We start from the raw sequence: 25,596 nt of genomic DNA, 5'->3' as shown, positions 1-25,596 counted from the left end.
GGGTCAGTAACCGCTGTCGGTCGTCAGAATGAAGTGACCCGGCTCGACCTCGCGGTATTCCGAAGGCGCAGGCTCATAGCCGATTGGGTGAATTGGAGACGGGATCGGTTTGAAATTCAGATCTTTTTCCGACTTGCGCTGATTGGGATCGGCGATCGGAACCGCCTTCATCAATGCCTGCGTATAGGGGTGCTGCGGGTTCTCAAAAACACGCGCCCGTGGGCCCAGTTCGACGATCCGGCCCAGATACATCACACCCACGTGGTGGCTGACCCGCTCAACCACGGCCATGTCGTGGCTGATAAACAGATAGCTCAGGCCAAGTTCGGACTGCAATTCCATCATCAGGTTCAGAACCTGCGCCTGAACGGAAACGTCCAGCGCAGAAACGGCTTCGTCCGCGATGATCAGTTTCGGGTTCAGGGCCAGCGCCCGGGCAATCGCAATTCGCTGCCGCTGCCCACCCGACATTTCGTGCGGGAACCGGCGCATGAAGCTGCGTGGCAGGTGCACCTTGTCGAACAGCTGTGCGACCCGGTCCTGCAGTTCCGACCCCGATGCCACGCCATAGTTACGCATCGGCTCGGCCACCTGATCAACCAACTGCATCTGCGGGTTCAGCGATGCGAATGGGTCCTGAAAGATCATCTGCATGTCCAGGCGGGCCTTGCGCAGGCCCTTCTGGTCCAGCTTCATGATGTCCACACCATCAAGACTGATTTCACCTGCCATGGGCTCGATCAACCGCAGGATCGAGCGTCCGGCCGAAGATTTTCCACAACCCGACTCCCCGACGAGGCTCAGCGTCTGCCCTTTGTTCAGGGTGAACGAGACGTCTTCGACCGCGTGCACATTCGAAATGGTGCGGCGCAGGATCCCGCCTTTTACCGGGAACCGCGTGGTCAGGTTCCGGACTGACAGCAATACATCCTCGGTTCCGGGAATCGGGGCGATCTTCTGTCCTTCGACACCCAGCAACTTCATCGGCTCGGGGGCGGATTTTCCGCGCATCTCACCCAGCTTGGGCACAGCGGCCAGCAGAGCCTTGGTGTAGTCATGCTGGGGATTCTCGAAAATCTCGGTGACGGTGCCCTCTTCGACCTTGTTGCCGCGGTACATGACAACAACCCTGTCGGCCATCTGGGCGACCACGGCCATGTCATGGGTGATAAACATGACCGCCGTGCCGGTTTCGCGCTTCAGCCGGTCCATCAAGGCGAGGATCTCGGCCTGGATCGTCACGTCCAGCGCCGTAGTGGGTTCATCGGCGATCAGCAGGCGCGGCTCGCAGGCCATGGCCATGGCGATCACAACCCGCTGGCGCATCCCGCCCGACAATTCGTGCGGATACTGCTTGAGCCGCCGCTCGGGCTCGGGGATGCGGACCTGTTTCAGCAGTTCCAAGGCGCGCGCTTCGGCCTGGGACTTGGACATATCCTTGTGAATCCGCAGCCCTTCGGTCAGCTGTCGCCCGACCGTGAAAACGGGGTTCAGCGCCGTCATCGGCTCTTGAAAGATCATCCCGATTTCGTTGCCGCGAATCTGCTTCATGAGGTCCTGATCGGCCTTGGCCAGATCCAGCTCAGTCCCGTCGTTACGGTCGAAAATCAACTGTCCGCCGGCGATCTCACCCCCGCCGAATTCGACAAGGCGCATCAACGACAGCGAAGACACGGACTTGCCCGATCCCGATTCGCCCACGATGCAGACGGTTTCGCCCGGACGGACCTCGAACGAGACGTCCTCGACCCCGACAACGGGCCCATCCTTGGTTTGGAATTCGACCCGAAGTTCCCTGATCTGGGCGATAGGCTGATCCAGCACGCGAGCGCTCCCCTTGGCTGCATGAGTGTTTTGATTGCCGAACGCTAAGGCGGGCTGACAGGAAAAGTCAAACGCATTGCCAGTTTCGCTGCGGCAAGGCTTGCAATTTCTGCAAACTCTGTTTCGATACCCCGCGTAACCGTGCCGAGAAACTGGGCGTAGTGCGCAGACATTTGCGCAATTGTCTTTTGTTTCAGTGGCTTGAGCCCGGCACGGCAACGCCAAATCCGCAGGCCTTGCGGAGAAAATCGAGACACGAATGTGTCCAACAAGGAGTGTATGATGAAAATCAAAACCCTTTTGCTTGGTGCGATTGCAAGCACGGCGATGGCCCCGATGGCCATGGCCGAGCGCGGATCGGACGGCAACGTCAGCATCATCTATTGGCAAGCACCCTCGATCCTGAACCCGTTCCTGTCGGGCGGCACCAAAGACGTCGAAGCGGCCTCGCTGGTGATCGAACCTCTGGCCCGCTACGACCAGGACGGCAACATGGTGCCGTATCTGGCAGCCGAAATCCCGACCGTCGAAAACGGCGGCGTGAGCGAGGACCTCACCTCGATCACGTGGAAGATCGCTCCGGGGATCACCTGGTCGGATGGCACGCCGTTCACCTCGGCCGACGTGAAATTCACCGCCGATTACTGCATGGACCCCGAAGGTGGCTGTGCGCAGGTGACCAAGTTCGAAGGCGTCACCAGCGTCGAAGCTGTGGATGATCTGACCGTCAAGGTCACTTTCGACAAGCCGACCCCGTTCCCCTATGGTCCGTTCGTCGGCGGTGAAAGCCCGATCATCCAGGCAGCTCAGTTCGCGGACTGCATGGGCGCGAAAGCTCCGGAATGCACCGAGCAGAACTTCAACCCGATCGGCACCGGCCCGTTTGTCGTCACCGAGTTCAAGCCGAACGACGTGATCACCTTCAAGGCCAACGACAACTATCGTGACCCGGCGAAACCGGCCTTCGCAACCGTGACCTTCAAGGGCGGCGGCGATGCGACCGCGGCCGGTCGCGCCGTGATGGAAACCGGCGAGTTCGACTATGCCTGGAACCTGCAGTTGGCGCCCGAAGTGATCGCGCAAATGCAGGAAGGCGGCAAAGGCACTCCGGTGGCCGGCTTTGGCCCGCTGGTCGAGCGCATCATGCTGAACCAGACCAACCCGTCGCCCGAACTGCCGGAAGGCGAGCGTTCGACGGCCAAGCACCCGCACCCGTTCCTGAAGGATCCGGCGGTGTACAAGGCTATGTCGATGGCAATCGACCGCCCGCTGCTTGTTGAGATCGGCTATGGCCAGGCGGGTAAAGTGACCTGCAACTGGGTGCCGGCTCCGGCTGCGTTCAACTCGACCTCGATGACCTGCGACACGCAGGATATCGAAGGCGCCAAGAAACTGCTGGATGATGCCGGCATCGTCGACACCGACGGCGACGGCGTCCGTGAGAAGGATGGCGTTCCGCTGAAAATCGTCTATCAGACCTCGACCAACGCCGTCCGTCAGGACTTCCAGGCGCTGATCAAGGAATGGTGGAGCCAGATCGGCATTGAAACCGAACTGCGCAACATCAACGCTTCGGTCTTCTTCGGTGGTGACCCGGGCTCGCCCGACACGTTCCAGAAGTTCTATGCTGACGTTGAAATGTACGCCAACACCTTCAACGGCACCGACCCGCAAAGCTATCTGGGCAACGGCCTGTGCGACAAGGCACCGCGTCCCGAGACCCAGTGGCAGGGTGAGAACATCAGCCGCTTCTGCAACGAAGAGTTCGACAAGCTGCACGCCCAACTGGCGCAGACCGCAGGTCTGGAGCAGCGCGCCGAAATCGCGAAGCAGCTGAACGACATCATGGTTCAGAACGGCGGCATGATCCCGCTGGTCCACCGTGGTCGTCTGTCGGCCCACGCAAACACTCTGGGCGGTGTCGTCCTGAACGTGTGGGACAGCGAACTGTGGAACATCGCTGACTGGTACCGCAAGACCGGTTCCTAAGCGCTAGCCTTGCACAGCCGCGTCCCGATCTGTATCGGGGCGCGGTCTTTCGCAAGTTCCACCAACAAGAAGACGCATATAAAGGCGCCTCTTAATGCTCAACTTCACCATTCGACGACTGATCCTGGCCGTTCCGACGCTGTTGTTCATCAGTCTCGTCATCTTCCTGTTGCTCGAGCTCGCCCCCGGCGACCCGATGGCACAGGTTCCGCTTACCGTTCCGCCTGAAGTCAAAGAGAAGATGCGCGAGGCGCTTGGCCTCGGCCAGCCTATGCATGTCCGGTTCTGGAAATGGATCGTGCAGTTCTTCTGGATCGAACCGCAGGTTTTGGTCGACCACATCTTTGGCACCACCTTTTCCGAAGGTGACCTGCGTGTGATTTCGTGGCAGACCCGCTCGCCCGTCATGGACATCGTCGTTCAGCGTATCCCGCAGACCCTGTGGGTTGTAGGCACCGCCTATGTGGTCGCCATCCTGATCGCCCTGCCCATTGGCATCTATTCGGCCTATCGCCAGTATTCCTGGTTCGACCAGATGGGCACCTTCGTGTCGATGGTCGGCTTCTCGGTTCCGCCGTTCTTCTCGGGGGTGCTGGTGATCGTAATCTTCTCGGTCCAGTTGGGCTGGTTCCCGTCGATCTATGACACGACGCATGTGGTCAATGACTGGGACAGCTTCGTCATTCAGCTGAAACAGATGATCATGCCCGTGATGGTGCTGGCGCTGCAGATCACCGCGCAGCTCAGCCGGTTCATGCGCGCCTCGATGCTAGACAACCTCAACCAGGATTACGTCCGTACCGCCCGCGCCAAGGGCCTGAGCGAATACACCGTCGTCATGGTACATGTCCTGCGCAACTCGATGATCCCGGTGGTTACCGTGATCGCTCTGGGTATTCCGGCGATCTTTGGTGGCGCGATCATCACCGAGCAGGTGTTCAAGGTGAACGGCATCGGCCAGCTGCTGATCGGCGCCATTCAGGCCAATGACTTGCCGATGGTGCAGACGCTGACCTTCATCTTTGCCGTGCTGATCGTCCTGTTCAACCTGATCGCAGACGTTCTCTACGGCATTCTGGACCCGAGGATCCGCTATGACTGATCACAATCAATCAGACACGCTGGTCCCTGATGAGGGCCTTGCGCCGGCCTCGACGGCCTTGCCGACTGCCGATGTAATGGAAGAACTGACCACCCCGCCCCGCAGCCAGTGGCGCGACGTGTGGGACCAGTTCAAGACCCACAAGGGCGCCATGATCGGCGCGATGCTGTTCATCTTCATCGTCGCGGCCGTTTACCTTGGCCCGTTCCTGTGGACCATCGACCCGACCCAGATCGACATCCGTGCCCGCAACCAGGGGCCCAGCTGGGCCCATCCGTTCGGCACCGATCAGCTGGGCCGGGACATCATGGCCCGGATGATGTCGGGGGGGCAGACCTCGGTCTCGGTCGGCATCACCGCGATGCTGCTGGCGCTGTTTTTGGGGTCGTTCATCGGCGTGGTCGCCGGGTTCTTCAAACGGCTGGACGGGCCGCTGATGCGCCTGACCGACCTGTTCCTGGCCCTGCCGCTGCTGCCGCTGCTGCTGGTGATGATGCTGCTGTTCCGCGAGCCTCTGTCCGCTGCGTTCGGGCTCGAGCGGGGGATCTTCATCCTGATCGTCTGCGCCATCGGCATCACCTCGTGGATGCCTACGGCGCGGATTGTGCGCGGCGACGTGCTGGCCATCAAGGAACGCGAATTCGTTCTGGCCGCCCGCTCGATCGGCACAAGCAACACGCAGATCATCACCCGGCACATCCTGCCCAACGTGCTGTCGCCGATCATGGTGTCGGCCACGCTGGGCATCGCCACGGCGATCATCACCGAAAGCGCGCTGTCCTTCTTGGGGCTGGGCTTCCCGCCTGACTTCCCCACCTGGGGCCGGCTGCTGTTCGATGGTGTCGATTACCTGCAGCAATACCCCGAGCGTGTGTTCTGGCCTGGCCTGGCGATCTCGCTGACCGTTCTCAGCGTGAACTATCTGGGCGACGGCCTGCGCGATGCGCTCGATCCGCGGATCCGCGGACGCTGATCCAAAGTCAGTCGGCGCGCCTGAGCGCGCCGGCCAACACCACGATCACCACTGCCAGCGGCAGCAGGACGGCAAAGGCCAGCCGCAGTGACAGGATGCCCGCCAGAAGCCCGATCAGCGGCGGACCGATCAGCAAACCTCCGTACCCCAAGGTCGCGACACTGGCGATGGCCTGTCCCGGCGGAACATGCGGGTCATTCGCCGCCCGGCTGAAGGCCAGCGGCATGATCACCGCATAGCCCACGCCCATCATCGCGAATCCAGCCAGCGCCCCGACCGCGCCCCCGGCCGATACCACCAGGAAGACGCCAACGGCCGCGCAGGCTCCGCTGACCCGGGCCACGGGCACCGGACCAAACCGGGCGATCACGAGGCCACCTAGCAGCCGCACAGCAACCATGGACACCGAAAAGACGGCATAGCCCAGTGCTGCAACGCTTTCAGCCACACCCGTGACATCCCGCAGGAAGATGGCGCTCCAGTCGGCCACAGCCCCCTCGCCCAACGCGCCGCACATCGCGGTCAGCCCGACCAGAACCAGAACGCCGCTGGGCAAGGCAAAGATCGCGTTGCCGTCGGACTGCACCCGCCGCGACGTCCATCGGACCCAAGACAAGGCAAGCGCCAGCGCGACGGTTGCCCCGCCGGCCAGCAGGAAATGCGGCAACACGTCAAGCTGCAGCTGAACCGCGCCATAACCGCTGAGCGCACCCAACCCGGCGCCGAGGCTCCACATCGCGTGAAACGAGGACATCACCGGTTTGGCATAGGTCTGCTCGACCTCGGCGGCCCAGGCGTTCATGGCCACATCCATCGAGCCGTGGAAGGCCCCGAAGATGAACAGGAACGCAGCCAGCATGGCGAAGCTGTCGGCGGCCGCAAGAAGGATCAGTGAGGCCGTGTACAGGACCGCGATCACCCGCGTCACGGTCACCGCGCCGAACCTGTCGGTCAGGCGTCCGGTGACCGGAAAGGAACACACCGCCCCGGCCGCCATGAACAGCAGGCCAAAGCCCAGTTCCTCGTGGCTCAGCCCCAGACGGTCACGGACGGCTGGAATGCGCGAGGCCCAGATCCCAAACAGGGCGCCGTTCAGGATGAACATGGCGGCCACGGCCCGCCAGGCTGAAACCAATCCGATCATGAAACCTGCCCCGCCTGCGAACTATCTGCCTCGCAGAAATACAGGCCGCGCGCCGGTTGGCAAGCCGCGCTATTCCAGCTTGCGGCGGATGCGGCGCACAGCCAGCCAGACAAGCGCCACTACCGGCAGCGTCACGCCCGCGGTCAGCATCCCCTTGCTGATCCCCGCATTGGTCAACGGGTACAGCAGGTAACTGACCAGCGACACGGCGTAATAGCTGATAGCGACCACCGACAGACCTTCGACCGTGTGCTGCAATCGCAGCGCCAGATCCGCCCGGCGGTCCATGCTCTCCAGCAAGGCCTGGTTCTGCGCGCTGCGCTCGACATCGACGCGCGTCCGCAGCAGGTCACCGGCCCGAATGGCCCGGTCCGAAAGCGCCTGCAGCCGCCGTTCGGTTGCCTTGACCGTGCGCATGGCCGGGTCATAGCGGCGCATCATGAAATCGGCGAATGTCTGACGCCCTTGGAAACGATCCTCGCGCAGCGCCTCGATCCGCTGGTGCACGATGGCCTCATAGGCCACCGTCGCGGCAAAGCGAAAGGCCGAACGCGCCGACAGCGTCTCGAGCTCGGTCGAGGTGGCCAGCAATTGCGGCAGCAGATCGTCGGGATGGGTCGTGTCCTTGGTCATCTCGCCCATCAACTGGGTCAGTTGCCGGTCCAACTCGCCGATCTGGGGCATCAGGGCCTTGACCCGGGCAAAGCCCAACATGGACATCGCCTTATAGGTCTCGATCTCGCACAGGCGCTGGATGATCCGGCCGGTGCGCCTGCGCCCGGTGCCTTCGGACACGAACAGGGCAAACCGCATGTGGCCCGCCGGGTCGATGCGAAAATCGCTGGCGCAGATCGCCGAGTCGTCCAGCACCCGCGACACCGCCAGGCTTTCCGGCTCGAACCAATCCGCCAGCGCGGCTCGCGTGGCCCCGTCATCCGGACGCGGCACCACCCGCAGCATGATCGAGGTCACGCGCTGGCCCGGACTGGCCAACAGCCAGTCGGGGGGGAACACCTCGAAATCGGCGGGGTTGAAGGCTCGCTCGCTAACATTCTGAGTAATGGCCGTATAGGTCACGAATTCCGTGTGGTGCTCCCACTTCAACCAATGCCGCCCGATCTGGCCGGCATAGTGGGTGGCATCGGGCTGCGGATGCTGTGCCCCGTGGCGGTCCAACAGGTCGATCAAGTGGGCCATATCTTCAGCTCGGTCGCGGGCCACCGCGGCGACCGGCTTTTTGATCGCAAGGAAGACAACCGTGCACGGTGCCTGCGCCACGGGGAACGGCCGCGCGTGCAATTCATTGGCCAGTGCATAGCGCAGCGGATGATCCTCGATTGGCGTCATGAACGGCTCCTTGTGTTCCGGGCACTATACGACACCCGAGAATTTCATCAATTATCTTTTTATTTCATATACTTACATGGATACCGCGGTATACAAGCCGGCTATCTCATTGATTTGGCTGCCAGAGCTCGATCGGATTGCCCTCGGGGTCGTGCAAACGGGCGAATTTTCCGATCTCGCTGTTCCATTCGTCACGGGTCTCCACCTCGATTCCAGCCGCACGCAGTTGGTCGACCATGGCCGCCAAATCGTCGACGCGGAAGTTGATCATCCATCGCTGCGCGGCTTCGCCGAAATAGTCCGTGTCTTCGGCGAATGGGGCAAACACGGTGTAGCCTTCGCGCTGCTTCCACGGAACCGGGTCATAGTGACTGACGCCCAGATGGGTCTCGTACCATTGCGACAGAGCCTTGGGATCGCGGGCGCGGAAGAACACGCCGCCGATGCCGTTTACCTTCTGCATGGAACACCTCCTGCCGATTGGGGTTGATGCGGCATCATAACCTGAAAAGAAAAAAGGCGCCCACGAGGGGCGCCTTTTCCAAGGATATGAGCCACAGATCAGTCGATCATAGGCAGCAGCTTGTCCAGCGACTGCTTGGCGTCGCCATAGAACATGCGGGTGTTTTCCTTGTAGAACAGCGGGTTTTCGATGCCCGAATACCCGGTGCCCTGCCCGCGTTTCGAGACGATCACCTGCTTGGCCTTCCAGCATTCCAGAACCGGCATCCCGGCAATGGGGCTGTTCGGGTCTTCCTGCGCCGCAGGATTCACGATGTCGTTCGAGCCAATGACGATCGCCACATCCGTTTCCGGGAAATCGTCGTTTATCTCGTCCATCTCCAGCACGATGTCATAGGGCACTTTGGCCTCGGCCAGCAGCACGTTCATGTGGCCCGGAAGACGGCCCGCGACGGGGTGGATGGCAAAGCGCACATTCTTGCCCTTCGCGCGCAGCTTGCGGACCAACTCGCTGACCGATTGCTGCGCCTGCGCCACCGCCATTCCGTAGCCGGGGATGATGATGACGCTGTCGGCATCGTTCAACGCTGCTGCAACACCGTCGGCGTCGATCGCCACCTGTTCGCCTTCGACCTCCATCTGGGGCCCCGAAGTGCCGCCAAAGCCGCCCAGGATCACGCTGACAAAGTGACGGTTCATCGCCTTGCACATGATGTAGGACAGGATCGCACCCGACGAGCCGACCAGCGCGCCGACGACGATCAGCAGGTCGTTGCCCAACGAGAAACCGATCGCAGCCGCGGCCCAGCCCGAGTAGCTGTTCAGCATAGACACAACGACCGGCATGTCGGCGCCGCCGATGCCCATGATCAGGTGATACCCGATGAACAACGCCGCCAGCGTCATCAGGAACAGCGGGAAGAAGCCACCCGAAGCGGTGTACCAGATCAGACAGATCAGCGAGAGGCCAGCCGCCGCCGCGTTCAGCGCATGCCCGCCCGGCAGCTTGGTGGCCGCCGAGGTTACCTTGCCGGCCAGCTTGCCATAAGCCACGACCGAACCGGTAAAAGTGATCGCACCGATGAAGATGCCCAGGAACAGCTCGACATGCAGAATGGCCAGCTCGGCCGGGGTTTTCTTGGCGATCAGTTTCGCGAAGGCGCCCAGATCCGACAGGTCGGCATCCTTGGCCGCGTCAACGATCGCAAAGACTTCGGCGACATTCTTGATCTCGAAATGGGCGTTGTACCCGACGAAAACCGCCGCCAGACCCACCAGCGAGTGCATGGCGGCGACAAGCTGCGGCATCTCGGTCATCTGGACGCGCTGCGCCACGTATTGACCGATCAGACCACCGCCGATGATCAGCAGCAGCGACAGCAGCCACAGGCCCGATCCGGGGCCGACCAGCGTGGCGAAAACCGCCAGCGCCATGCCGACGATGCCGTACCAGACCGCGCGCTTGGCGCTTTCCTGGTTCGACAGGCCGCCGAGCGAAAGGATGAACAGAACAGCCGCAACGACATAGGCGGCAGTGGTGAAGCCAAATTCCATGTGCCCGGCCTCCTTAAGATTTCTGGAACATGGCGAGCATGCGCCGGGTTACGAGGAAACCGCCGAAGATGTTGATCCCGGCCATGAAGATCGACAGCGCCGCCAGCAGAATGACGAGGAAAGACCCCGACCCGATCTGCATCAACGCGCCCACGATGATGATCGATGAAATCGCGTTGGTGATCGCCATCAACGGTGTGTGCAGACTGTGACTGACGTTCCAGATCACCTGGAAGCCCACGAAAACAGCCAGCACGAAGACGATGAAATGCTGCATGAAGCTGGCAGGAGCCACCAGCCCTACCAGCAGCATCAGCGCTCCGCCCACGCCCAGAAGGGTAACCTGCTGCTTGGTCTGCGCCTTGAAGGCCGCAATCTCTTGCGCGCGCTTTTCTTCGGGCGTCAGTTCCTTGACCTCGGCCTTGGGTTTGGCCGCGATGGCCTGCACCTTGGGCGGTGGCGGCGGGAAGGTGATCTCACCTTCGTAGGTGACGGTCGCGCCACGGATCACGTCGTCTTCCATGTTGTGATTGATCTGACCGTCCTTGTCCGGGGTCAGGTCAGTCATCATGTGACGGATGTTGGTCGCATACAGCGACGAGGACTGAGCCGCCATCCGGCTGGGGAAGTCAGTATAGCCGATGATGGTCACGCCATTGTCGGTCACGACCTTTTCATCCGGCACGGTGCCTTCGACATTTCCTCCACGCTCGGCCGCAAGGTCCACAATGACCGATCCGGGCTTCATCGCCTTGACCATATCCTCAAGCCACAGCTTGGGGGCCGGGCGGTTGGGGATCAGAGCCGTAGTGATGACGATATCCATCTCGGGCGCCAGCTCGCGGAACTTGGCCAGCTGCGCATTGCGGAACTCCTCGGACTGAACCGAAGCATACCCGCCGGTGGCCGAGCCATCCTGCTGTTCCTCTTCAAAGTCCAGATAGACGAATTCGGCGCCCATCGACTCCACCTGTTCAGCGACCTCAGGGCGCACATCGAACGCATAGGTGATCGCGCCAAGCGACGTCGACGTCCCGATGGCGGCCAGACCGGCCACGCCGGCACCAACGATCAGAACCTTGGCCGGCGGCACCTTGCCCGCGGCCGTCACTTGGCCGGTGAAGAAGCGGCCAAAGTTGTTGCCCGCCTCGATCACCGCACGGTACCCGGCGATGTTGGCCATCGAAGACAAAGCGTCCATCTTCTGCGCGCGGCTGATGCGGGGCACCATTTCCATCGCGATGACATTGGCGCCCTTGGCTTTCGCCAATTCCATCCCTTCTTCGTTCCCTGCCGGGTTGAAGAACGAGATCAGCGTCTTGTCCTTGGTCAGACGCTTCATTTCGGTCTCGGTGGGCACACGCACCTTGGCGATGATGTCCGACGATTTCCACAAAGAGGCGGCTGTCTTGACGATTTCGACCCCGACGGCCTCGTAAGCCTCGTCCGAGAAACCGGCGGCAGCACCAGCCCCCTTCTCGATGGCGCATTCGTAGCCCAATTTCTGCAGCTGCACGGCTGACTCCGGAGTCATCGCGACCCGGTTCTCGCCTTTCAGTATTTCCTTTGGCGTGCCTATTTTCACCGGCAAGTCCCCCTAATTTTCACTCTGACCGAGCGGGTGGTCGGTATTGTTTGTTAAGCAAAGGTCTATCCTGCGCAACATTATTTCGCAAGCGCAGCATTCATTACGTTGTGTCACGGGTCGGCGCATTTCAGATCCACCGACGGGTTTTGCGTTCGTAACGCGCGAAGTCCGCACGGAAGGTGCGGCGCAGGCGGTCTTCTTCGGGCAGGATGAACCGCCGTTCAAGCACCCAGACGAAGACCGGAACCAAAACCAGCGACAGCACAGCATCGAAGCGCAGGATCAACCCGGCAAGGATCAGGACATCGCCCAGATAGATCGGATTGCGGCTACGCTTGTAGATGCCCGATTGCACCATTTCGGTGGGTGTTTCATGCGGAATGACCGTCGTACGGTGGCGGCGGAATTCGACGATTGCCAGAACCGCCAGCAGGATACCCCCACCAATCAGCAACCCGCTTAGCAGGTCGGTCAACCCACCCTCCAGCGACAGGCCGAGCGACAGATAACGGCCCTGCAACCAGGCCAACACCGCGAAGCCCAAAAGCCACAGTGGCGGTACGTCGATACGGCGCATGAGCATCCTTTTTAATGACGACATGCACCGACACATGTCGCTTCCGGGCCAAGTCCTACCGCTTTCAGACCCCGATGGCAAAGCATCTTGGCCCTGCGGCCTAATATTGTGCACCCGGGCCACAAACAGGCGGGCGTGGACAGCCCGGCACCGATCCGATACCCCGGTTCGGACACAAGAAAACACCGGGATTTATCATGACCGATTTCGCCGACACCAAAGCCATGTTCCACCTGCCGGAAGGAGTGCTGTATCTGGACGGCAACTCGCTGGGCCCTCTGCCCAAGGCGGCGGCCGCAAAGGTACAGAAGATGCTGACCGAGGAATGGGGCCAGATGCTGATCACCGGGTGGAACAAAGCCGGATGGATGGGCATGCCGACCGACCTGGGCGATCGGATCGGCCGCCTGATCGGCGCCGCCCCCGGCACGGTCGTGGTGGGCGACACGCTGTCGATCAAGGTCTATCAGGCGGTTGCCTCGGCGTTGGAGCTGAACCCGGGGCGCAAGGTGGTCCTATCGGACAATGGCAACTTCCCCTCCGATCTCTACATGGCTGACGGGCTGCTGCGCTCGCTGGGCGAAGAGTACGAACTTCGGGCCGTGGACCCCGAGGCCGTGGCCGAGCACATCACCGACGAGGTCGCGGTGCTGATGCTGACCGAGGTCGACTATCGCACCGGACGCAGGCATGACATGAAGGCGCTGACCGATCTGGCCCATGCGCGCGGCGTCATTACGGTGTGGGATCTGGCCCACTCTGCCGGAGCCATCCCGGTGGACCTTTCCGGGTGCAATGCCGATTTCGCGGTGGGGTGCTCCTACAAATACCTCAACGGCGGCCCGGGCGCCCCGGCCTTCATCTATGTCGCGCCGAAATGGGCCGACACCGCGCGCCCGGCCCTGTCAGGCTGGCTGGGGCACGAGGCGCCGTTTGCCTTCGACCTGGACTATCGCCCCGGCGCAGGCATCGAGCGCATGCGCGTCGGCACGCCCGCGGTGATCCAGATGACCGCGCTGGCCGCGGCGATGGATATCTGGGACATGGCCGACATGGATGACGTGCGCGCCAAGTCCATCGCCCTGACCGAACAGTTCATCCAGCAGGTCGAGGCCACCTGCCCCGATCTGGAACTGGCCAGCCCCCGCGACCCGGCGATGCGTGGCAGCCAGGTCTCGTTTCGGTTTGCCGACGGGTACGCGGCGATGCAGGCCCTGATCGCCCGCGGCGTGATCGGCGATTTCCGCGCGCCCGACATCATGCGGTTCGGCTTCACGCCGCTGTATATCGACGAAGGCGACGTGACGCGCGCCGTCGAGATCCTGACCGACATCATGCAGAACCGTTTGTGGGACAAACCGGAATTCAAGATCCGGCAGCGGGTTACCTGACCTCAAGCCCCGCGCCGATCAGCGCGGTCAGCTGGGCGATGCGCTGCTCGAACTCCTCGGCGTTAGAGGCGGTCATCTTGATCCCCTTCAGCGCAGCGGTGATGGTCCTCGCGGTCTCGGCCGGTCCGTCCGGCAGGCGCACGCGACCGGCCGCCAGTTCGCGCTTTAGCCATTCAGCGTAGAGATCCGCCAGCGCCGCCTCACCCTCGGCCACGATGTCGGCAGCGGTGGACTTGCTGGTATCCAGCATCTCAAGCCCATGCGGCGAGGCCAGTATGGCCGCCATCCCGGCGATCTGCGCGTCAATCGCCCGCGCCAGGATCTCGGACACCGCTCCGTCGCCCTGCAGCGCATGTGCCACCGCCGCGATCTTTTCGGCGTAATGCGCCTGTGTCAGGCTGCGAACGATGGCATCTTTGTTCTTGTAATGCAGATAGACCGCTGGACGGGACATGCCCGCGCCACGCGCTATGTCATCCATCGAGGTCTTGCGGAACCCATAGGCGGAAAAGGCCTGAAACGCCGAAGTCAGGATCGCCTTTGCCCGTGTATCATCCAGTTTTTCCGCCATGAATTGACCTCTGACAGTTTCGCGCGAAATTGTCAATTGACGCACTGACATTTTTCATCAATTATGTCAGAAACCAGCCACAGCCAAAAGAGGTGCGCCATGGCGACCACGCTGACGATCAACGGAAAGCCACATCAGGTCGATCTGCCCGACGATGTCCCCCTTCTGTGGGTGCTGCGCGACGAGGTGGGCCTGACCGGAACCAAGTTCGGCTGTGGGGTGGCCGCCTGCGGAGCCTGCACGGTGCATATCGATGGCGAGGCCGTCCGTTCGTGCCAGGTTGCCCTGTCCGATGTCTGGGGCGAGGTCACCACGATCGAAGGGTTGGGGACGCCCGACAACTTGGCCACGATCCAGCAGGCCTGGGTCGACCATCAGGTCGCGCAATGCGGCTATTGCCAGTCGGGGCAGATCATGCAGGCCGCCGCGCTGCTGGCCGAAAACCCTGCCCCCTCTGACGAAGAAATCGACGAGGCGATGCAGGGCAACCTGTGCCGCTGCGGCACCTACCCCCGCATCCGCGCCGCGATCCACGACGCCGCCGCCAAGCTGAAGGAGGCCTGATCCATGGCCAGCATCGGAAAAATCCTGCGCCGCACCTTCCTGATCGGATCAGCCGCCATCGTCGGTGGCGTGGCTTTCGGCGTCTATTACGTCAACCGCCCCGCCAAGAACCCGCTGAAACCGGGCGACGGCGAAGCGGCCCTGAACCCCTTCATCCTGATCGACCAGAACGGCGTGACCCTGTTTGCGCCCCGCGCCGAGATGGGCCAGGGCGTGAAAACCACATGGGCTGCCCTGATTGCCGAGGAACTGGACGTGGATCTGGATCAGGTCACCGTTCTGCACGGACCTGCGGCGGCGGCTTATTACAACTCGGCCCTGATCGGCGAGAGCCTGCCCAACAAGGGCTATGACGTCTCGAACTTCCAGCACAATCTGGGCGAGGCCCTTGGCGTGATCGGCAAAGCGCTCAGCCTGCAGGTCACCGGCGGCTCGACCTCGATGAAGGACGGGTTCGAGCGAATGCGCGCGGCTGGTGCCTCCGCCCGCGAGACGCTGAAACAGGCCGCCGCCGACCGACTGGGGGTGGATCGGGCTCAGTTGAAGACCGCTTCGGGCCATGTCATCGCGCCTGATGACAGCAAGATCGCCTATACCGACCTGGCTGCAGACGTGGCGCAGATGGAACCGATTGAGGCAGAGCTGCGCGACCCGTCCGAGTGGCGTTATCTGGGCCGGACCCTGCCGCGTCTGGACATGGTGGAAAAGGCTACCGGCACCGCCCAGTTCGGCGTCGACGTGCGCCTGCCCGGCATGAAATTCGCCAGCGTCCGGATGAACCCCAAGCTGGGCGGCCAGATGAACGGCTTCGACGACAGCGCCGCCAAGGCAATGCCTGGTGTCGAAAAGGTTGTCGATCTGGGCAACGGTGTTGCGGTGATCGCCACCAACACCTGGCTTGCCAACCAGGCGGTCGAGGCCATCGACGTCGATTGGGGCGAGGCCCCCTATCCGCCCGAAACCGACGCCATCTTTGCCGAGATCTCCAAGGCCTTCGACACCGCCCCGAACTCGACCATGCGCGATGATGGCGATGTCAGCACCGTTCCCGAAGGCGCGACCGTGATCGACGCTGAATACACTGTCCCCTACCTGGCCCACGCCACGATGGAACCGATGAACGCCACCGCGCTGTTCACCGGCGACGCCTTGGAACTGTGGTGCGGCAACCAGGCCCCCACGCTGATCCAGTTCCGCGTTGCCAACACGGCCGGTTTGGACACCGAAGCCGTCCAAATCCACACCACCTATCTGGGCGGCGGGTTTGGTCGCCGCGGAGAGCTGGATTTCGGCGACATCGCCACCAAAGTGGCCATGGCGATGCCCGGCACTCCGGTCCAGACCACCTGGAGCCGCGAAGAAGATATGCGTCACGACTACTACCGCCCCGGTGCGATGGCGCGGATGCGCGGTGCGGTTCAGGATGGCAAAGCAGTGCTCATCGATGGTGCGGTCACCGCGCAGTCCTGCACGCAGCAAGCCGTTGAGCGCTATACCGGAATGCCCGGCGCTGGCCCGGACAAGGTTCTGGTCGAAGGGTTCTTCAACCAGCCCTACGCGGTGCCCAACTATCGCATGAGCGGCCATATCGCCGATCTGAAGATGCCGGTGGGCTTCTGGCGCTCGGTCGGCAACAGCCACAACGGGTTTTTCCACGAAACCTTCATGGATGAGATGGCCCATGCCGCCGGACGCGACCCGCTGGAGTTCCGACTGGAGCTGATGCGCGATGAACACGCGCCGTCGGCCGGGTGCCTCGAGGCGGTGCGCGACATGTCCGACTGGACGGGCAAGACCCCCGATGGCGTGGGGCGCGGCGTGGCCTTCACCTACAGCTTCGGCACCCCGGTCGCGCAGGTGATCGAGGTGGTCGACGAAGACGGCACCATCCGCATCAGCAAGGCCTGGATCGCCTGCGACATGGGGCTGGCGCTGGACCCTGAAAACGTCAAGGCGCAGATGTTCGGCGGCATGATGTATGGCCTGTCGGCGGCTTGCTACGGCGAGATCACCTTCGCCGATGGCGAGGTCGAACAGATGAACTTCCCCGACTATGACGCGCTGCGCATGCACACCGCGCCGCAGGTTGAGGTTCAGGTGTTGGAAACCAACCGCTTCATGGGTGGCGCGGGCGAGCCCGGCACGCCGCCCTCGATGCCGGCGCTTGGCAACGCGCTGTTTGACCTGACCGGCCAGCGCGCTCGGACCCTGCCGCTCAACAAGCAGTTCAACCTGCTGGTGTGAAACGAAAAAAGACCGGCGCGGTGATTGCCGCGCCGGTCTTTTGAAGAAATCCGAGAGCCGATTGTCAGGCCGATTGCCGCACCGGCGTCGGCATTGCACTTGCCGACCAAGCCCGCACCGCGTCGCCGAAAGCCTGAAACAGAGGCCGCGACACCGGGTCATTCGCGGCATCCCATTCCGGGTGCCATTGCACCGACAGGGTGAACCCGGGCGCATCCTGGATATAGATCGCCTCGGGCGTACCATCCGGCGCGTGGCCGTCGATCACCACGCCCTTGCCCACCGTCTTGATGCCCTGCCCGTGCAGCGTATTGGTCATCACCTCAATGGCACCGAACAGGCGGTGGAACACCCCGCCCTCGGTCAGCTTGACCACATGGCGCAGGGCGAATTTCTCTTCCAGCGTGCCATCGGGCGGCATGCGGTGGTTCATCCGGCCGGGCAGATCGCGGATTTCCGGGTACAGAGTGCCGCCCATGGCCACGTTGACCTCCTGGAAGCCCCGGCAGATGCCCAGAAAGGGCTGGCCGCGTTCCACGCAGGCCCGTACCAGCGGCAGGGTGATCGCATCGCGCGCCCGGTCGAATTCGCCATGTGCGTCAGTTGCCGACTCGCCGTATTCCTCGGGGTGAACGTTGGGGCGGCCACCGGTCAGCAGGAACCCGTCGCACACCTCAAGCAGCTCGGTCACGTCGACATAGCGCGGATCGGCCGGGATCAGCAGCGGCAGACAGTTCGAGACATTCGCGACCGCGTCCGAATTCATCGTCCCCCCGGCATGGGTGGGGTACTGGTCGTTCATCAGATACGAATTGCCGATGATGCCAACGACGGGTCGGGACATTGTGCTACCTTGCTGTTTTACTTGAACTGGTCGGAAATTATCCGCCCCTTCAATAACGTGCAAGAAAACACGCCCTGCACCATGGCGCAAGGACGTGTTCAGATACGCACATATTGTTCCCGATTTCCGCAGAGCGCCGGACGAATTTCCCGAAACACGCGGCCGCGGCGGAACGGCGCTTGTGCAGATCAGATCTCGCCGGTCAGTCCGGCGGCCTCGATCCCGGCCATGGCGGCAGCGGCGTCGTTGTCCGAGGTGTCTCCGGTTACCCCGACGGCACCGATCACTGCGCCCTTGCGGTCGCGCAGCAGTACGCCGCCCGGAACCGGAACGACCTGCCCGCCATAAACCCCGTTCACCGCAGCCATGAAATAGGCCTGCGCCTCGGCCCGCTTCATCTGGGCGGTGCCTGCCATGCCCAGCATGACCGATCCATAGGCCTTGCCATGAGCAATCGCAAACCGGCCTGGGGCGGCACCGTCCTCGCGCTCGAACGCGATGACATGGCCACCGGCGTCCAGCACCACCACCGACAGGGGTTTCAGGTCCATCTCGCGCCCTTTCTCAAGGGTTTTGCGAATGATGGTGCGGGCCTTTCTGAGTGAAACCGACATGATTTTGTCCTCTGTCTGCGGTGGTCTGTCCCGGTTCTAGCCCTGACGGGCCTTCAGTTCCAGCCGCCGCGCATGCAGGACCGGCTCGGTATAGCCCGAGGGCTGCACCCGCCCCTTGAACACCAGATCACAGGCGGCCTGGAAGGCGATGCCGTCGAACCCCGGCGCCATGGGCCGATAGGCCGGGTCGCCTGCGTTCTGGCGGTCAACCACGGCGGCCATCTTCTTCATCGCCGCCATCACCTGATCGGCGCCGATCACGTCGTGATGCAGCCAGTTGGCCAGCGCCTGGCTTGAAATCCGGCAGGTGGCGCGATCCTCCATCAGACCCACGTCGTTGATGTCGGGCACCTTCGAGCAGCCGACGCCCTGATCGACCCAGCGCACGACATAGCCCAGGATGCCCTGCGCGTTGTTCTCGATCTCGCGGGTGATTTCATCGTCGCTGAGGTTGCGGCCGCCCAGCAGCGGGATGGTCAGCAGATCGTCGAGCGTGCCGCGCGGGCCTCCGGCGGCGATCTCGTCCTGACGGGCCAAAACGTCTACCTTGTGGTAGTGGGTCGCGTGCAGGGTCGCCGCGGTGGGCGACGGCACCCAGGCGCAGGTCGCGCCGGCCATCGGGTGGCCGATCTTGGCCTCGAGCATCTCGCCCATCCGGTCGGGCATGGCCCACATGCCCTTGCCGATCTGCGCCCGGCCTTTCAGCCCGCAGGCCAGCCCGATATCGACATTGCGATCCTCGTAGGACTGGATCCACGGCGTATTCTTCATGTCGCCCTTGGGCAGCATCGGCCCGGCCTCCATCGAGGTATGGATCTCGTCCCCCGTCCGGTCGAGGAACCCGGTATTGATGAAGGCCACCCGCGATTTCGCGGCGCGGATGCACTCCTTGAGGTTCACCGAAGTCCGGCGTTCCTCATCCATGATGCCCAGTTTCACGGTGTTGCGCGGCAGGCCCAGAATGTCCTCGACCATGTCGAAGATTTCGACCGAGAACGCCACCTCTTCGGGTCCGTGCATCTTGGGCTTGACCACATAGACCGAACCGTGGACCGAGTTGCCGCCATCACGCTGCAGGTCGTGCATGGCGATCAGCGTGGTGCAGAGCGCATCCATCAACCCCTCGCCGATCTCGTTGCCTTCGGCGTCCAACACGGCGGGGTTGGTCATCAGGTGCCCCACATTGCGCACCAGCATCAGCGACCGGCCCTTGAGGGTGCCGGCCGATCCGTCGGGCCGGGTAAAAGCGATGTCCTCGGACAGTTTGCGGGTAAATGTCCGGCCGCCCTTCGTGACCTCTTCGGTCAGGTCACCCTTCATCAGGCCCAGCCAGTTGCCGTAGGCCACGACCTTGTCCTCGGCATCGACACAGGCCACCGAATCTTCGCAGTCCATGATGGTGGACAGGGCCGATTCCAGGCGCACGTCGGAAATGCCCACCGGGTCCGAGGCGCCGATGGTGCTGGACGGATCGATCATGATCTGGATGTGCAGGCCGTTGTTCTTCAGCAGCACGAAGTCCGGGGCCTCGGCCGCACCGCCGAAGCCCACGAATTTCCCGAGTTCGGCCAGCGCCGGGACCAATGCGCCGCCTTCGACCTTCAGACCGGACACATCGGCCCAGCTGCCTTGGGCCAGCGGCACGGCCTCGTCCAGAAACGCCTTAGCCCACGCGATCACCCGCGCACCGCGGGCCGCGTCATAGCCGCCCTTCTGCGGCAGGTCGCCCATCGCGTCGGTGCCATACAGCGCGTCATACAGGCTGCCCCAGCGGGCATTGGCCGCGTTCAGGGCAAAACGCGCATTGGTGATCGGCACCACCAGCTGCGGGCCGGGCGTCGCGGCAATCTCGGGGTCGACATTCGCCGTGTCGATTTGGAAATCGGGGCCTTCATCCAGCAGATAACCGATTTCGCGCAGGAACGCCTGATACTCAGCCATGTCGATGGGTTGCCCTTTGCGCGCAAGGTGCCATGCGTCGACACTGCCCTGGATATCCGAGCGCTTTTGCAGCAAGTCGCGGTTTTTCGGGCCAAACTCGGACACCATCCGCGAAAGTCCAGCCCAGAATGCGTCGGGCTCAACGCCGGTTCCGGGAAGCGCGCGTTCCTCGATGAAATCGATCAGAACCTGATCTACGTCCAATCCGCTCCGGATAGCTCTGCCGCTCATGACTCGAATCTCCTGCCCTTCGTGTGCCGTTGTATGCAGTCTTCAATTAGGGGCATTGTTTCCGATAGGCAACTTGCCGCTGCATCAATCCGCCTTTCAATTCCGCCTGAAACAGCTTCAAACCGTGCAAGGTAATGCCGCCCAGACCCGCCTGCTTGCAGCGCCACGGCGATCCTCCTAACGTCGCGCGGGAACACACCGACACGAGGCCCCAGATGCGCGACGCCGCTCCCACCACGATCTACCTGTCCGACTATTCGCCCTTCGGTTTTCTGGTCGACAGCGTTCACCTGACATTCGATCTGGCCCCGCACGCAACGCGCGTGACATCGCGCATCGCGTTCCGGCCCAATCCGCAGGCCACCGACCGCACGTTCTTTTTGCACGGTGAAGAGCTGAAGCTGATCCGCGCCAGCATCGACGGCACCCCGATCGCTCCTGACGTCACCGAAAAGGGCCTGACCGCAAGCGTCCCCGACGCGCCGTTCATTTGGGAGGCCGAGGTCGAGATCGACCCCGGCAACAACACCGCGCTCGAAGGGCTCTATATGTCCAATGGCATGTACTGCACCCAGTGTGAGGCCGAGGGGTTCCGCAAAATCACCTTCTATCCCGACCGGCCTGACGTGATGACCACCTTCACCGTGCGCATCAACGGCGACCTGCCGGTGCTGCTGTCGAACGGCAACCCGACGGGCAAGGGCGAAGGCTGGGCCGAATGGACCGACCCTTGGCCCAAGCCCGCCTATCTGTTCGCTCTGGTCGCCGGAGAGTTGGTTGCCCATTCCGACAGTTTCACCACCAAATCGGGACGGCATGTCGATCTGAACCTCTGGGTCCGCCCCGGGGACGAGGGCAAATGCGCCTTCGGCATGGAGGCCCTGAAGCGGTCGATGAAATGGGACGAGGACGTCTATGGCCGCGAATACGATCTGGACGTGTTCAACATCGTCGCCGTGGATGATTTCAACATGGGCGCGATGGAGAACAAGGGGCTGAACATCTTCAACTCGTCGGCGGTGCTGGCCAGCCCTGAAACCTCGACCGATGCAAATTTCGAACGGATCGAGGCGATCATCGCGCATGAGTATTTCCACAACTGGACCGGCAACCGCATCACCTGCCGCGACTGGTTCCAGCTGTGTCTGAAAGAGGGGCTGACCGTGTTCCGCGACGCGCAGTTCACCTCGGACATGCGCTCGGCCCCGGTCAAGCGCATCCATGACGTGATCGACCTGCGCGCGCGCCAGTTCCCCGAGGACAACGGGCCGCTGTCGCACCCCGTGCGCCCCGAAAGCTTTCAAGAGATCAACAACTTCTACACCGCGACCGTCTATGAAAAAGGCGCCGAGGTGATCGGCATGCTGAAAACGCTGGTAGGGGACGAGGCCTATTCCAAGGCGCTGGACCTGTATTTCGAACGCCATGACGGGCAGGCCTGCACGATCGAAGACTGGCTGAAAGTGTTCGGGGACACGACCGGCCGCGACCTGACCCAGTTCAAGCGCTGGTACAGCCAGGCCGGCACGCCCCGGGTGAAGGTCGAGGAGGATTGGGCCGACGGCACCTATACCCTGACCCTGTCCCAGAGCACCCCACCCACGCCCGGCCAACCCGAAAAGCTGCCGCAGGTGATCCCCGTGGCCGTGGGTCTGCTGGGCCCCAATGGCGACGAGGTGCGCGGCACCGAGGTGCTAGAACTGACCGAAGCGCGCCAGAGCTTCACCTTCGAAGGGCTGGCCGCGCGGCCCGTCGCCTCGATCCTGCGGGGGTTCTCGGCGCCGGTGATCCTTGAACACGACCGCCCGAACGCCGAACGCGCATTTTTGCTGGCCCATGACACGGATCCGTTCAACCGGTGGGAGGCCGGGCGGACGCTGGCGCAAGACAGTTTGCTGCGCATGATCACCCAGGACGCGCCCCCCGATGCGGAATATCTGGATGGCCTGCTGGCTGTTCTGCGCGACGCCGATCTGGACCCGGCCTATCGCGCGCTGATGCTGGGCCTGCCGACCCAGTCGGAACTGGCCGCCGCGCTGCACGAACAGGGCGAAACGCCCGACCCGATGGCGATCTGGCGTGCGGTCGAGACCCTGCGCCAGGCCACCGCCCAGCACATGCAGGACCTGCTGCCCCGCCTGCACTCCGAGGCGCTGGTCGACGGCCCTTATTCGCCCGATGCCGAACAGGCGGGCAAGCGCACCCTGGGCAGCGCCGCGCTGGCGCTGACCACCCGGCTGGACGGCGGCGCCATGGCGGCCGAGGTCTATGCCAAAGCCGACAACATGACCCTGCAGCTCAGCGCTCTTTCCTGCCTGCTGCGTGCCGGCAAAGGTCAGTCGGAACTGGCGGCATTCTACGACCAGTGGCACGACGACCGGCTGGTTCTGGACAAATGGTTTGGGCTTCAGGCCTCGCTTGCCGCACCGGATGATGCGCCGCGGATCGCCCGCACCTTGTCCGAGCATCCCGATTTCAACTGGAAGAACCCCAACCGGTTCCGTGCGCTGATGGGTGGGCTGGCGATGAACCACGCCGGGTTCCACCATGCCGGCGGCGCGTCCTACGCCTTGCTGGCCGACTGGCTGATCCGGCTGGACCCGGTCAACCCGCAGACCACCGCGCGCATGTGCACCGCCTTCCAGACCTGGAAACGCTATGACGCCGACCGTCAGGACCTGATCCGCGCCCAACTGACCCGCATCGCCGAAACCCCGAACCTGTCGCGCGACACGACCGAGATGATCTCGCGCATCCTCGGGGCATGACGGCGGCCGAGGGCTCCGGGTTTCGCTTTACCCGACACAACCGATCGCCCCGCAGCATCGCCATCCTGGCCGCTGTCTATGCGGGGCTGCTGGCACTTGTGCTGGTTTTCGGCGCGGCCTGGTGGCTGATCGGGTTGCTGGCGCTGGGCACCCTGCCCGCGTTGTGGGACGTGCTGCGCGACACCGATGCCGGGCTGAACCTGGACCCGGCCAAACTGAGCTGGCATTCGGGCGCGCGGCAGGGCGAGATCGACCTGACCGAGATCGACTTCTTCCGCTTCGACACGCGCTGGGACTTCTCGGTGCGCGTGTCCGTCGTTCTGACCAGCGGCAAGCGGTTGCGCCTGCCGGACGAGGCCCTACCGCCGCACAAACATCTGGAACAGGCGCTGCAACAGGCCGGGTTTCGAGTCGACCGGCACCATTACACGGTTTTCTGAAACGATTCACGGAATCCGCGTCGATTGATCCTGTCTGATCCATTGAAGCAGAAAGTTTAATGTTAGAATCCTTGAACTGGTCACAATTCCGGTTCAGAATTCATCGTTAGTTAACAAGTTTGTACAGTTTCGAGTGTTTTCGATGTTCCGGTCGTTCTGGGCAGGTCTTGCCCGTATCAGTCCCCTATCAAGTCACGTGGCTCCGGTTTCGGACGCGGGTTCCCGCTGTCTGGAAGATGTCGGGCGTCTCAATATTCCCGTTGCGGAACTGGGTGCGGCTGACCTGATCGGGCGGGACATGATCGAACGCGGGCGCCATCTTGCTCGGCAGGATCGCTGGGCCGAACTGTCAGCCGAGATCCGGGCCGCGGACCAAGCGCGGACAACTGCCCCGGACGGGCTGCCCATCGCCGATCTTCTGGCGTTTGGCGCGCGATCGGATGTTGTCCTGGCCGCCGAACACGCGCTGTCCGACGGCGGTGCGATCGCCGAGTACGACCTGCTTGGCGGTATTTCCGAACTTGAGGGTGTGAAACAGGATCATCCCGATGATCCGATGATTGCTCTCATCGTCGCTCTGGCCCACATCGATCTGGCATGGGCGTGGCGTGGCACGGCTCTGGACGCGGCGCTGCCGCCGCTGCATCGTTCACGCTGTGCTGCACATTTCGACCGGGCTGCAGCCATCCTTCCCGAGTGCCGAAAGGCGCTGCCGGACAGCCCTGTGGTCGCCGCCGCCGACTGTGCCCTGCTGGCTGGTCAGCGCACCAAGAGGGCCCGGGTGGCGGATCAATACGAACGCCTTATTTCGCTGGATCCGCGAAACCATCGACACATGCGCGCGATGGGCAGCCACCTGCTGCCGCGATGGTTCGGCAGCTATGAAGAGCTTGAGGTGCAGGCCCTGCGCAATGCCGCGAACACGCGCGACACGTGGGGTGCCGGCGGATACACATGGGTTCAGTTCGACGCAATTGCATTGGATGAACAAGCCTGCGCGCGGCTGGACGTCGAGTATTTTCTAGAAGGTCTGCGCGACATTGTGCAACGGATGCCGGACCAGCAAACGATCAATCTGCTGGCCTCGTATTGCGCGATCACGGTGCAGAATGGGTTCGGTCTGGATGACAAGGCCGATCTGGTCCGGTCCCAAATCCGGGAGGCCGCTCAATGGCTGATCCGCGATCATTTGACCGAACTGCATCCGCTCATCTGGGCCCACGCGGCCAACGGGTTCAACAATTCGGTCCGCGTCAACTCACCCGAGCGGTTCGCGGCACGTGGACAACGTGACGCCTTGCGCGCCATCGGTGATCTGTTCCGCGAGGAACTGCGCAACGGGACCGACGTGACCTTCACGCCTTCAGGTCTGCAACTGACCAGCCACTGAGAATTGCGTCTCGGCGCCCTTTGCCCCTTGCCCCTTGG

General features: G+C 62.8%; 20 protein-coding genes. 9 read left to right on the top strand and 11 right to left on the bottom strand.

Features of this window, described 5'->3' with window-relative positions; genetic code table 11:
• Window positions 1-3: 3 nt before the first annotated feature.
• Window positions 4-1,824 carry a dipeptide ABC transporter ATP-binding protein gene (locus ACR0DA_RS02605; protein ID WP_170365839.1) on the bottom strand — a complete coding sequence of 607 codons (1,821 nt, stop codon included), beginning with the start codon at window positions 1,822-1,824 and terminating at the stop codon, window positions 4-6.
• 282 nt (window positions 1,825-2,106) lie between these two features.
• Between ACR0DA_RS02605 and ACR0DA_RS02600 the strand changes: the two genes are divergently transcribed.
• The 3 genes from ACR0DA_RS02600 to ACR0DA_RS02590 all read left to right on the top strand — a co-directional run bounded on the left by ACR0DA_RS02600 (window position 2,107) and on the right by ACR0DA_RS02590 (window position 5,888).
• On the top strand, window positions 2,107-3,813 hold the full coding sequence (locus ACR0DA_RS02600) for a peptide ABC transporter substrate-binding protein (RefSeq protein ID WP_170391038.1): 1,707 nt from the start codon (window positions 2,107-2,109) through the stop codon (window positions 3,811-3,813).
• Window positions 3,814-3,907: 94 nt separating this feature from the next.
• Window positions 3,908-4,915, top strand: coding sequence for an ABC transporter permease (locus ACR0DA_RS02595; protein WP_170340961.1), 1,008 nt, complete (start codon window positions 3,908-3,910; stop codon window positions 4,913-4,915).
• Window positions 4,908-5,888 carry an ABC transporter permease gene (locus tag ACR0DA_RS02590; RefSeq protein ID WP_093964881.1) on the top strand — a complete coding sequence of 327 codons (981 nt, stop codon included), beginning with the start codon at window positions 4,908-4,910 and terminating at the stop codon, window positions 5,886-5,888. Before ACR0DA_RS02595 ends, ACR0DA_RS02590 begins: the two co-directional genes overlap by 8 nt.
• Window positions 5,889-5,895: 7 nt before the next feature.
• On the opposite strand, the gene ACR0DA_RS02585 is transcribed toward ACR0DA_RS02590, so the two are convergent.
• The 6 genes from ACR0DA_RS02585 to ACR0DA_RS02560 all read right to left on the bottom strand — a co-directional run bounded on the left by ACR0DA_RS02585 (window position 5,896) and on the right by ACR0DA_RS02560 (window position 12,560).
• Window positions 5,896-7,032: an MFS transporter gene (locus ACR0DA_RS02585; RefSeq protein ID WP_480752850.1), complete on the bottom strand. Its 1,137-nt coding sequence runs from the start codon at window positions 7,030-7,032 to the stop codon at window positions 5,896-5,898.
• 69 nt (window positions 7,033-7,101) lie between these two features.
• Complete coding sequence (locus tag ACR0DA_RS02580) at window positions 7,102-8,379, bottom strand: DUF3422 family protein (protein ID WP_170598435.1); 1,278 nt, start codon at window positions 8,377-8,379, stop codon at window positions 7,102-7,104.
• A gap of 106 nt (window positions 8,380-8,485) precedes the next feature.
• Complete coding sequence (locus tag ACR0DA_RS02575; RefSeq protein WP_170598438.1) at window positions 8,486-8,842, bottom strand: VOC family protein; 357 nt, start codon at window positions 8,840-8,842, stop codon at window positions 8,486-8,488.
• 98 nt (window positions 8,843-8,940) lie between these two features.
• Window positions 8,941-10,395, bottom strand: coding sequence for an NAD(P)(+) transhydrogenase (Re/Si-specific) subunit beta (locus ACR0DA_RS02570; protein WP_093964877.1), 1,455 nt, complete (start codon window positions 10,393-10,395; stop codon window positions 8,941-8,943).
• Window positions 10,396-10,408: 13 nt separating this feature from the next.
• Window positions 10,409-11,980, bottom strand: coding sequence for a Re/Si-specific NAD(P)(+) transhydrogenase subunit alpha (locus tag ACR0DA_RS02565; protein WP_222457478.1), 1,572 nt, complete (start codon window positions 11,978-11,980; stop codon window positions 10,409-10,411).
• Between the two features lie 130 nt (window positions 11,981-12,110).
• Window positions 12,111-12,560: a methyltransferase family protein gene (locus ACR0DA_RS02560; protein ID WP_480752848.1), complete on the bottom strand. Its 450-nt coding sequence runs from the start codon at window positions 12,558-12,560 to the stop codon at window positions 12,111-12,113.
• Window positions 12,561-12,757: 197 nt separating this feature from the next.
• On the opposite strand from ACR0DA_RS02560, the gene kynU reads away from it, so the two are divergent.
• Entirely contained in the window at window positions 12,758-13,951 is a 1,194-nt protein-coding gene (gene kynU / locus ACR0DA_RS02555; RefSeq protein WP_480752847.1) for a kynureninase, read from the top strand.
• Here kynU and ACR0DA_RS02550 read toward each other — a convergent pair.
• Window positions 13,944-14,522: a TetR/AcrR family transcriptional regulator gene (locus tag ACR0DA_RS02550; protein WP_170368159.1), complete on the bottom strand. Its 579-nt coding sequence runs from the start codon at window positions 14,520-14,522 to the stop codon at window positions 13,944-13,946. The genes kynU and ACR0DA_RS02550 overlap by 8 nt on opposite strands.
• Before the next feature lie 99 nt (window positions 14,523-14,621).
• Between ACR0DA_RS02550 and ACR0DA_RS02545 the strand changes: the two genes are divergently transcribed.
• On the top strand, window positions 14,622-15,086 hold the full coding sequence (locus ACR0DA_RS02545) for a (2Fe-2S)-binding protein (RefSeq protein WP_170368158.1): 465 nt from the start codon (window positions 14,622-14,624) through the stop codon (window positions 15,084-15,086).
• A gap of 3 nt (window positions 15,087-15,089) precedes the next feature.
• Window positions 15,090-17,330: a xanthine dehydrogenase family protein molybdopterin-binding subunit gene (locus tag ACR0DA_RS02540; RefSeq protein WP_480752844.1), complete on the top strand. Its 2,241-nt coding sequence runs from the start codon at window positions 15,090-15,092 to the stop codon at window positions 17,328-17,330.
• Between the two features lie 64 nt (window positions 17,331-17,394).
• On the opposite strand, the gene ACR0DA_RS02535 is transcribed toward ACR0DA_RS02540, so the two are convergent.
• From ACR0DA_RS02535 to ACR0DA_RS02525, 3 genes are all read right to left on the bottom strand, one after another.
• Window positions 17,395-18,174, bottom strand: a complete 780-nt coding sequence (locus ACR0DA_RS02535; protein ID WP_480752843.1) for a gamma-glutamyl-gamma-aminobutyrate hydrolase family protein — start codon at window positions 18,172-18,174, stop codon at window positions 17,395-17,397.
• Window positions 18,175-18,362: 188 nt separating this feature from the next.
• Window positions 18,363-18,788, bottom strand: coding sequence for a GlcG/HbpS family heme-binding protein (locus ACR0DA_RS02530; protein ID WP_260065251.1), 426 nt, complete (start codon window positions 18,786-18,788; stop codon window positions 18,363-18,365).
• 36 nt (window positions 18,789-18,824) lie between these two features.
• Window positions 18,825-20,960, bottom strand: coding sequence for a malate synthase G (locus tag ACR0DA_RS02525; protein WP_480752842.1), 2,136 nt, complete (start codon window positions 20,958-20,960; stop codon window positions 18,825-18,827).
• A 215-nt stretch (window positions 20,961-21,175) separates the two neighbouring features.
• Here ACR0DA_RS02525 and pepN point away from each other — a divergent pair, with 215 nt between their 5' ends.
• From pepN to ACR0DA_RS02510, 3 genes are all read left to right on the top strand, one after another.
• The gene (gene pepN, locus ACR0DA_RS02520) at window positions 21,176-23,728 is read left to right on the top strand and encodes an aminopeptidase N (RefSeq protein ID WP_480752841.1); all 2,553 of its coding nucleotides are present in this window, start codon (window positions 21,176-21,178) and stop codon (window positions 23,726-23,728) included.
• On the top strand, window positions 23,725-24,168 hold the full coding sequence (locus ACR0DA_RS02515) for a hypothetical protein (RefSeq protein WP_480752839.1): 444 nt from the start codon (window positions 23,725-23,727) through the stop codon (window positions 24,166-24,168). Before pepN ends, ACR0DA_RS02515 begins: the two co-directional genes overlap by 4 nt.
• Window positions 24,169-24,310: 142 nt before the next feature.
• Complete coding sequence (locus ACR0DA_RS02510) at window positions 24,311-25,558, top strand: hypothetical protein (protein ID WP_480752837.1); 1,248 nt, start codon at window positions 24,311-24,313, stop codon at window positions 25,556-25,558.
• Window positions 25,559-25,596: the final 38 nt, after the last annotated feature.

The sequence above is a fragment of the Ruegeria sp. CI8 genome (assembly GCF_056536865.1).
The sequence above is the reverse complement of the archived record's forward strand: the minus strand, read 5'-3'. Positions and strand labels throughout refer to the sequence as shown.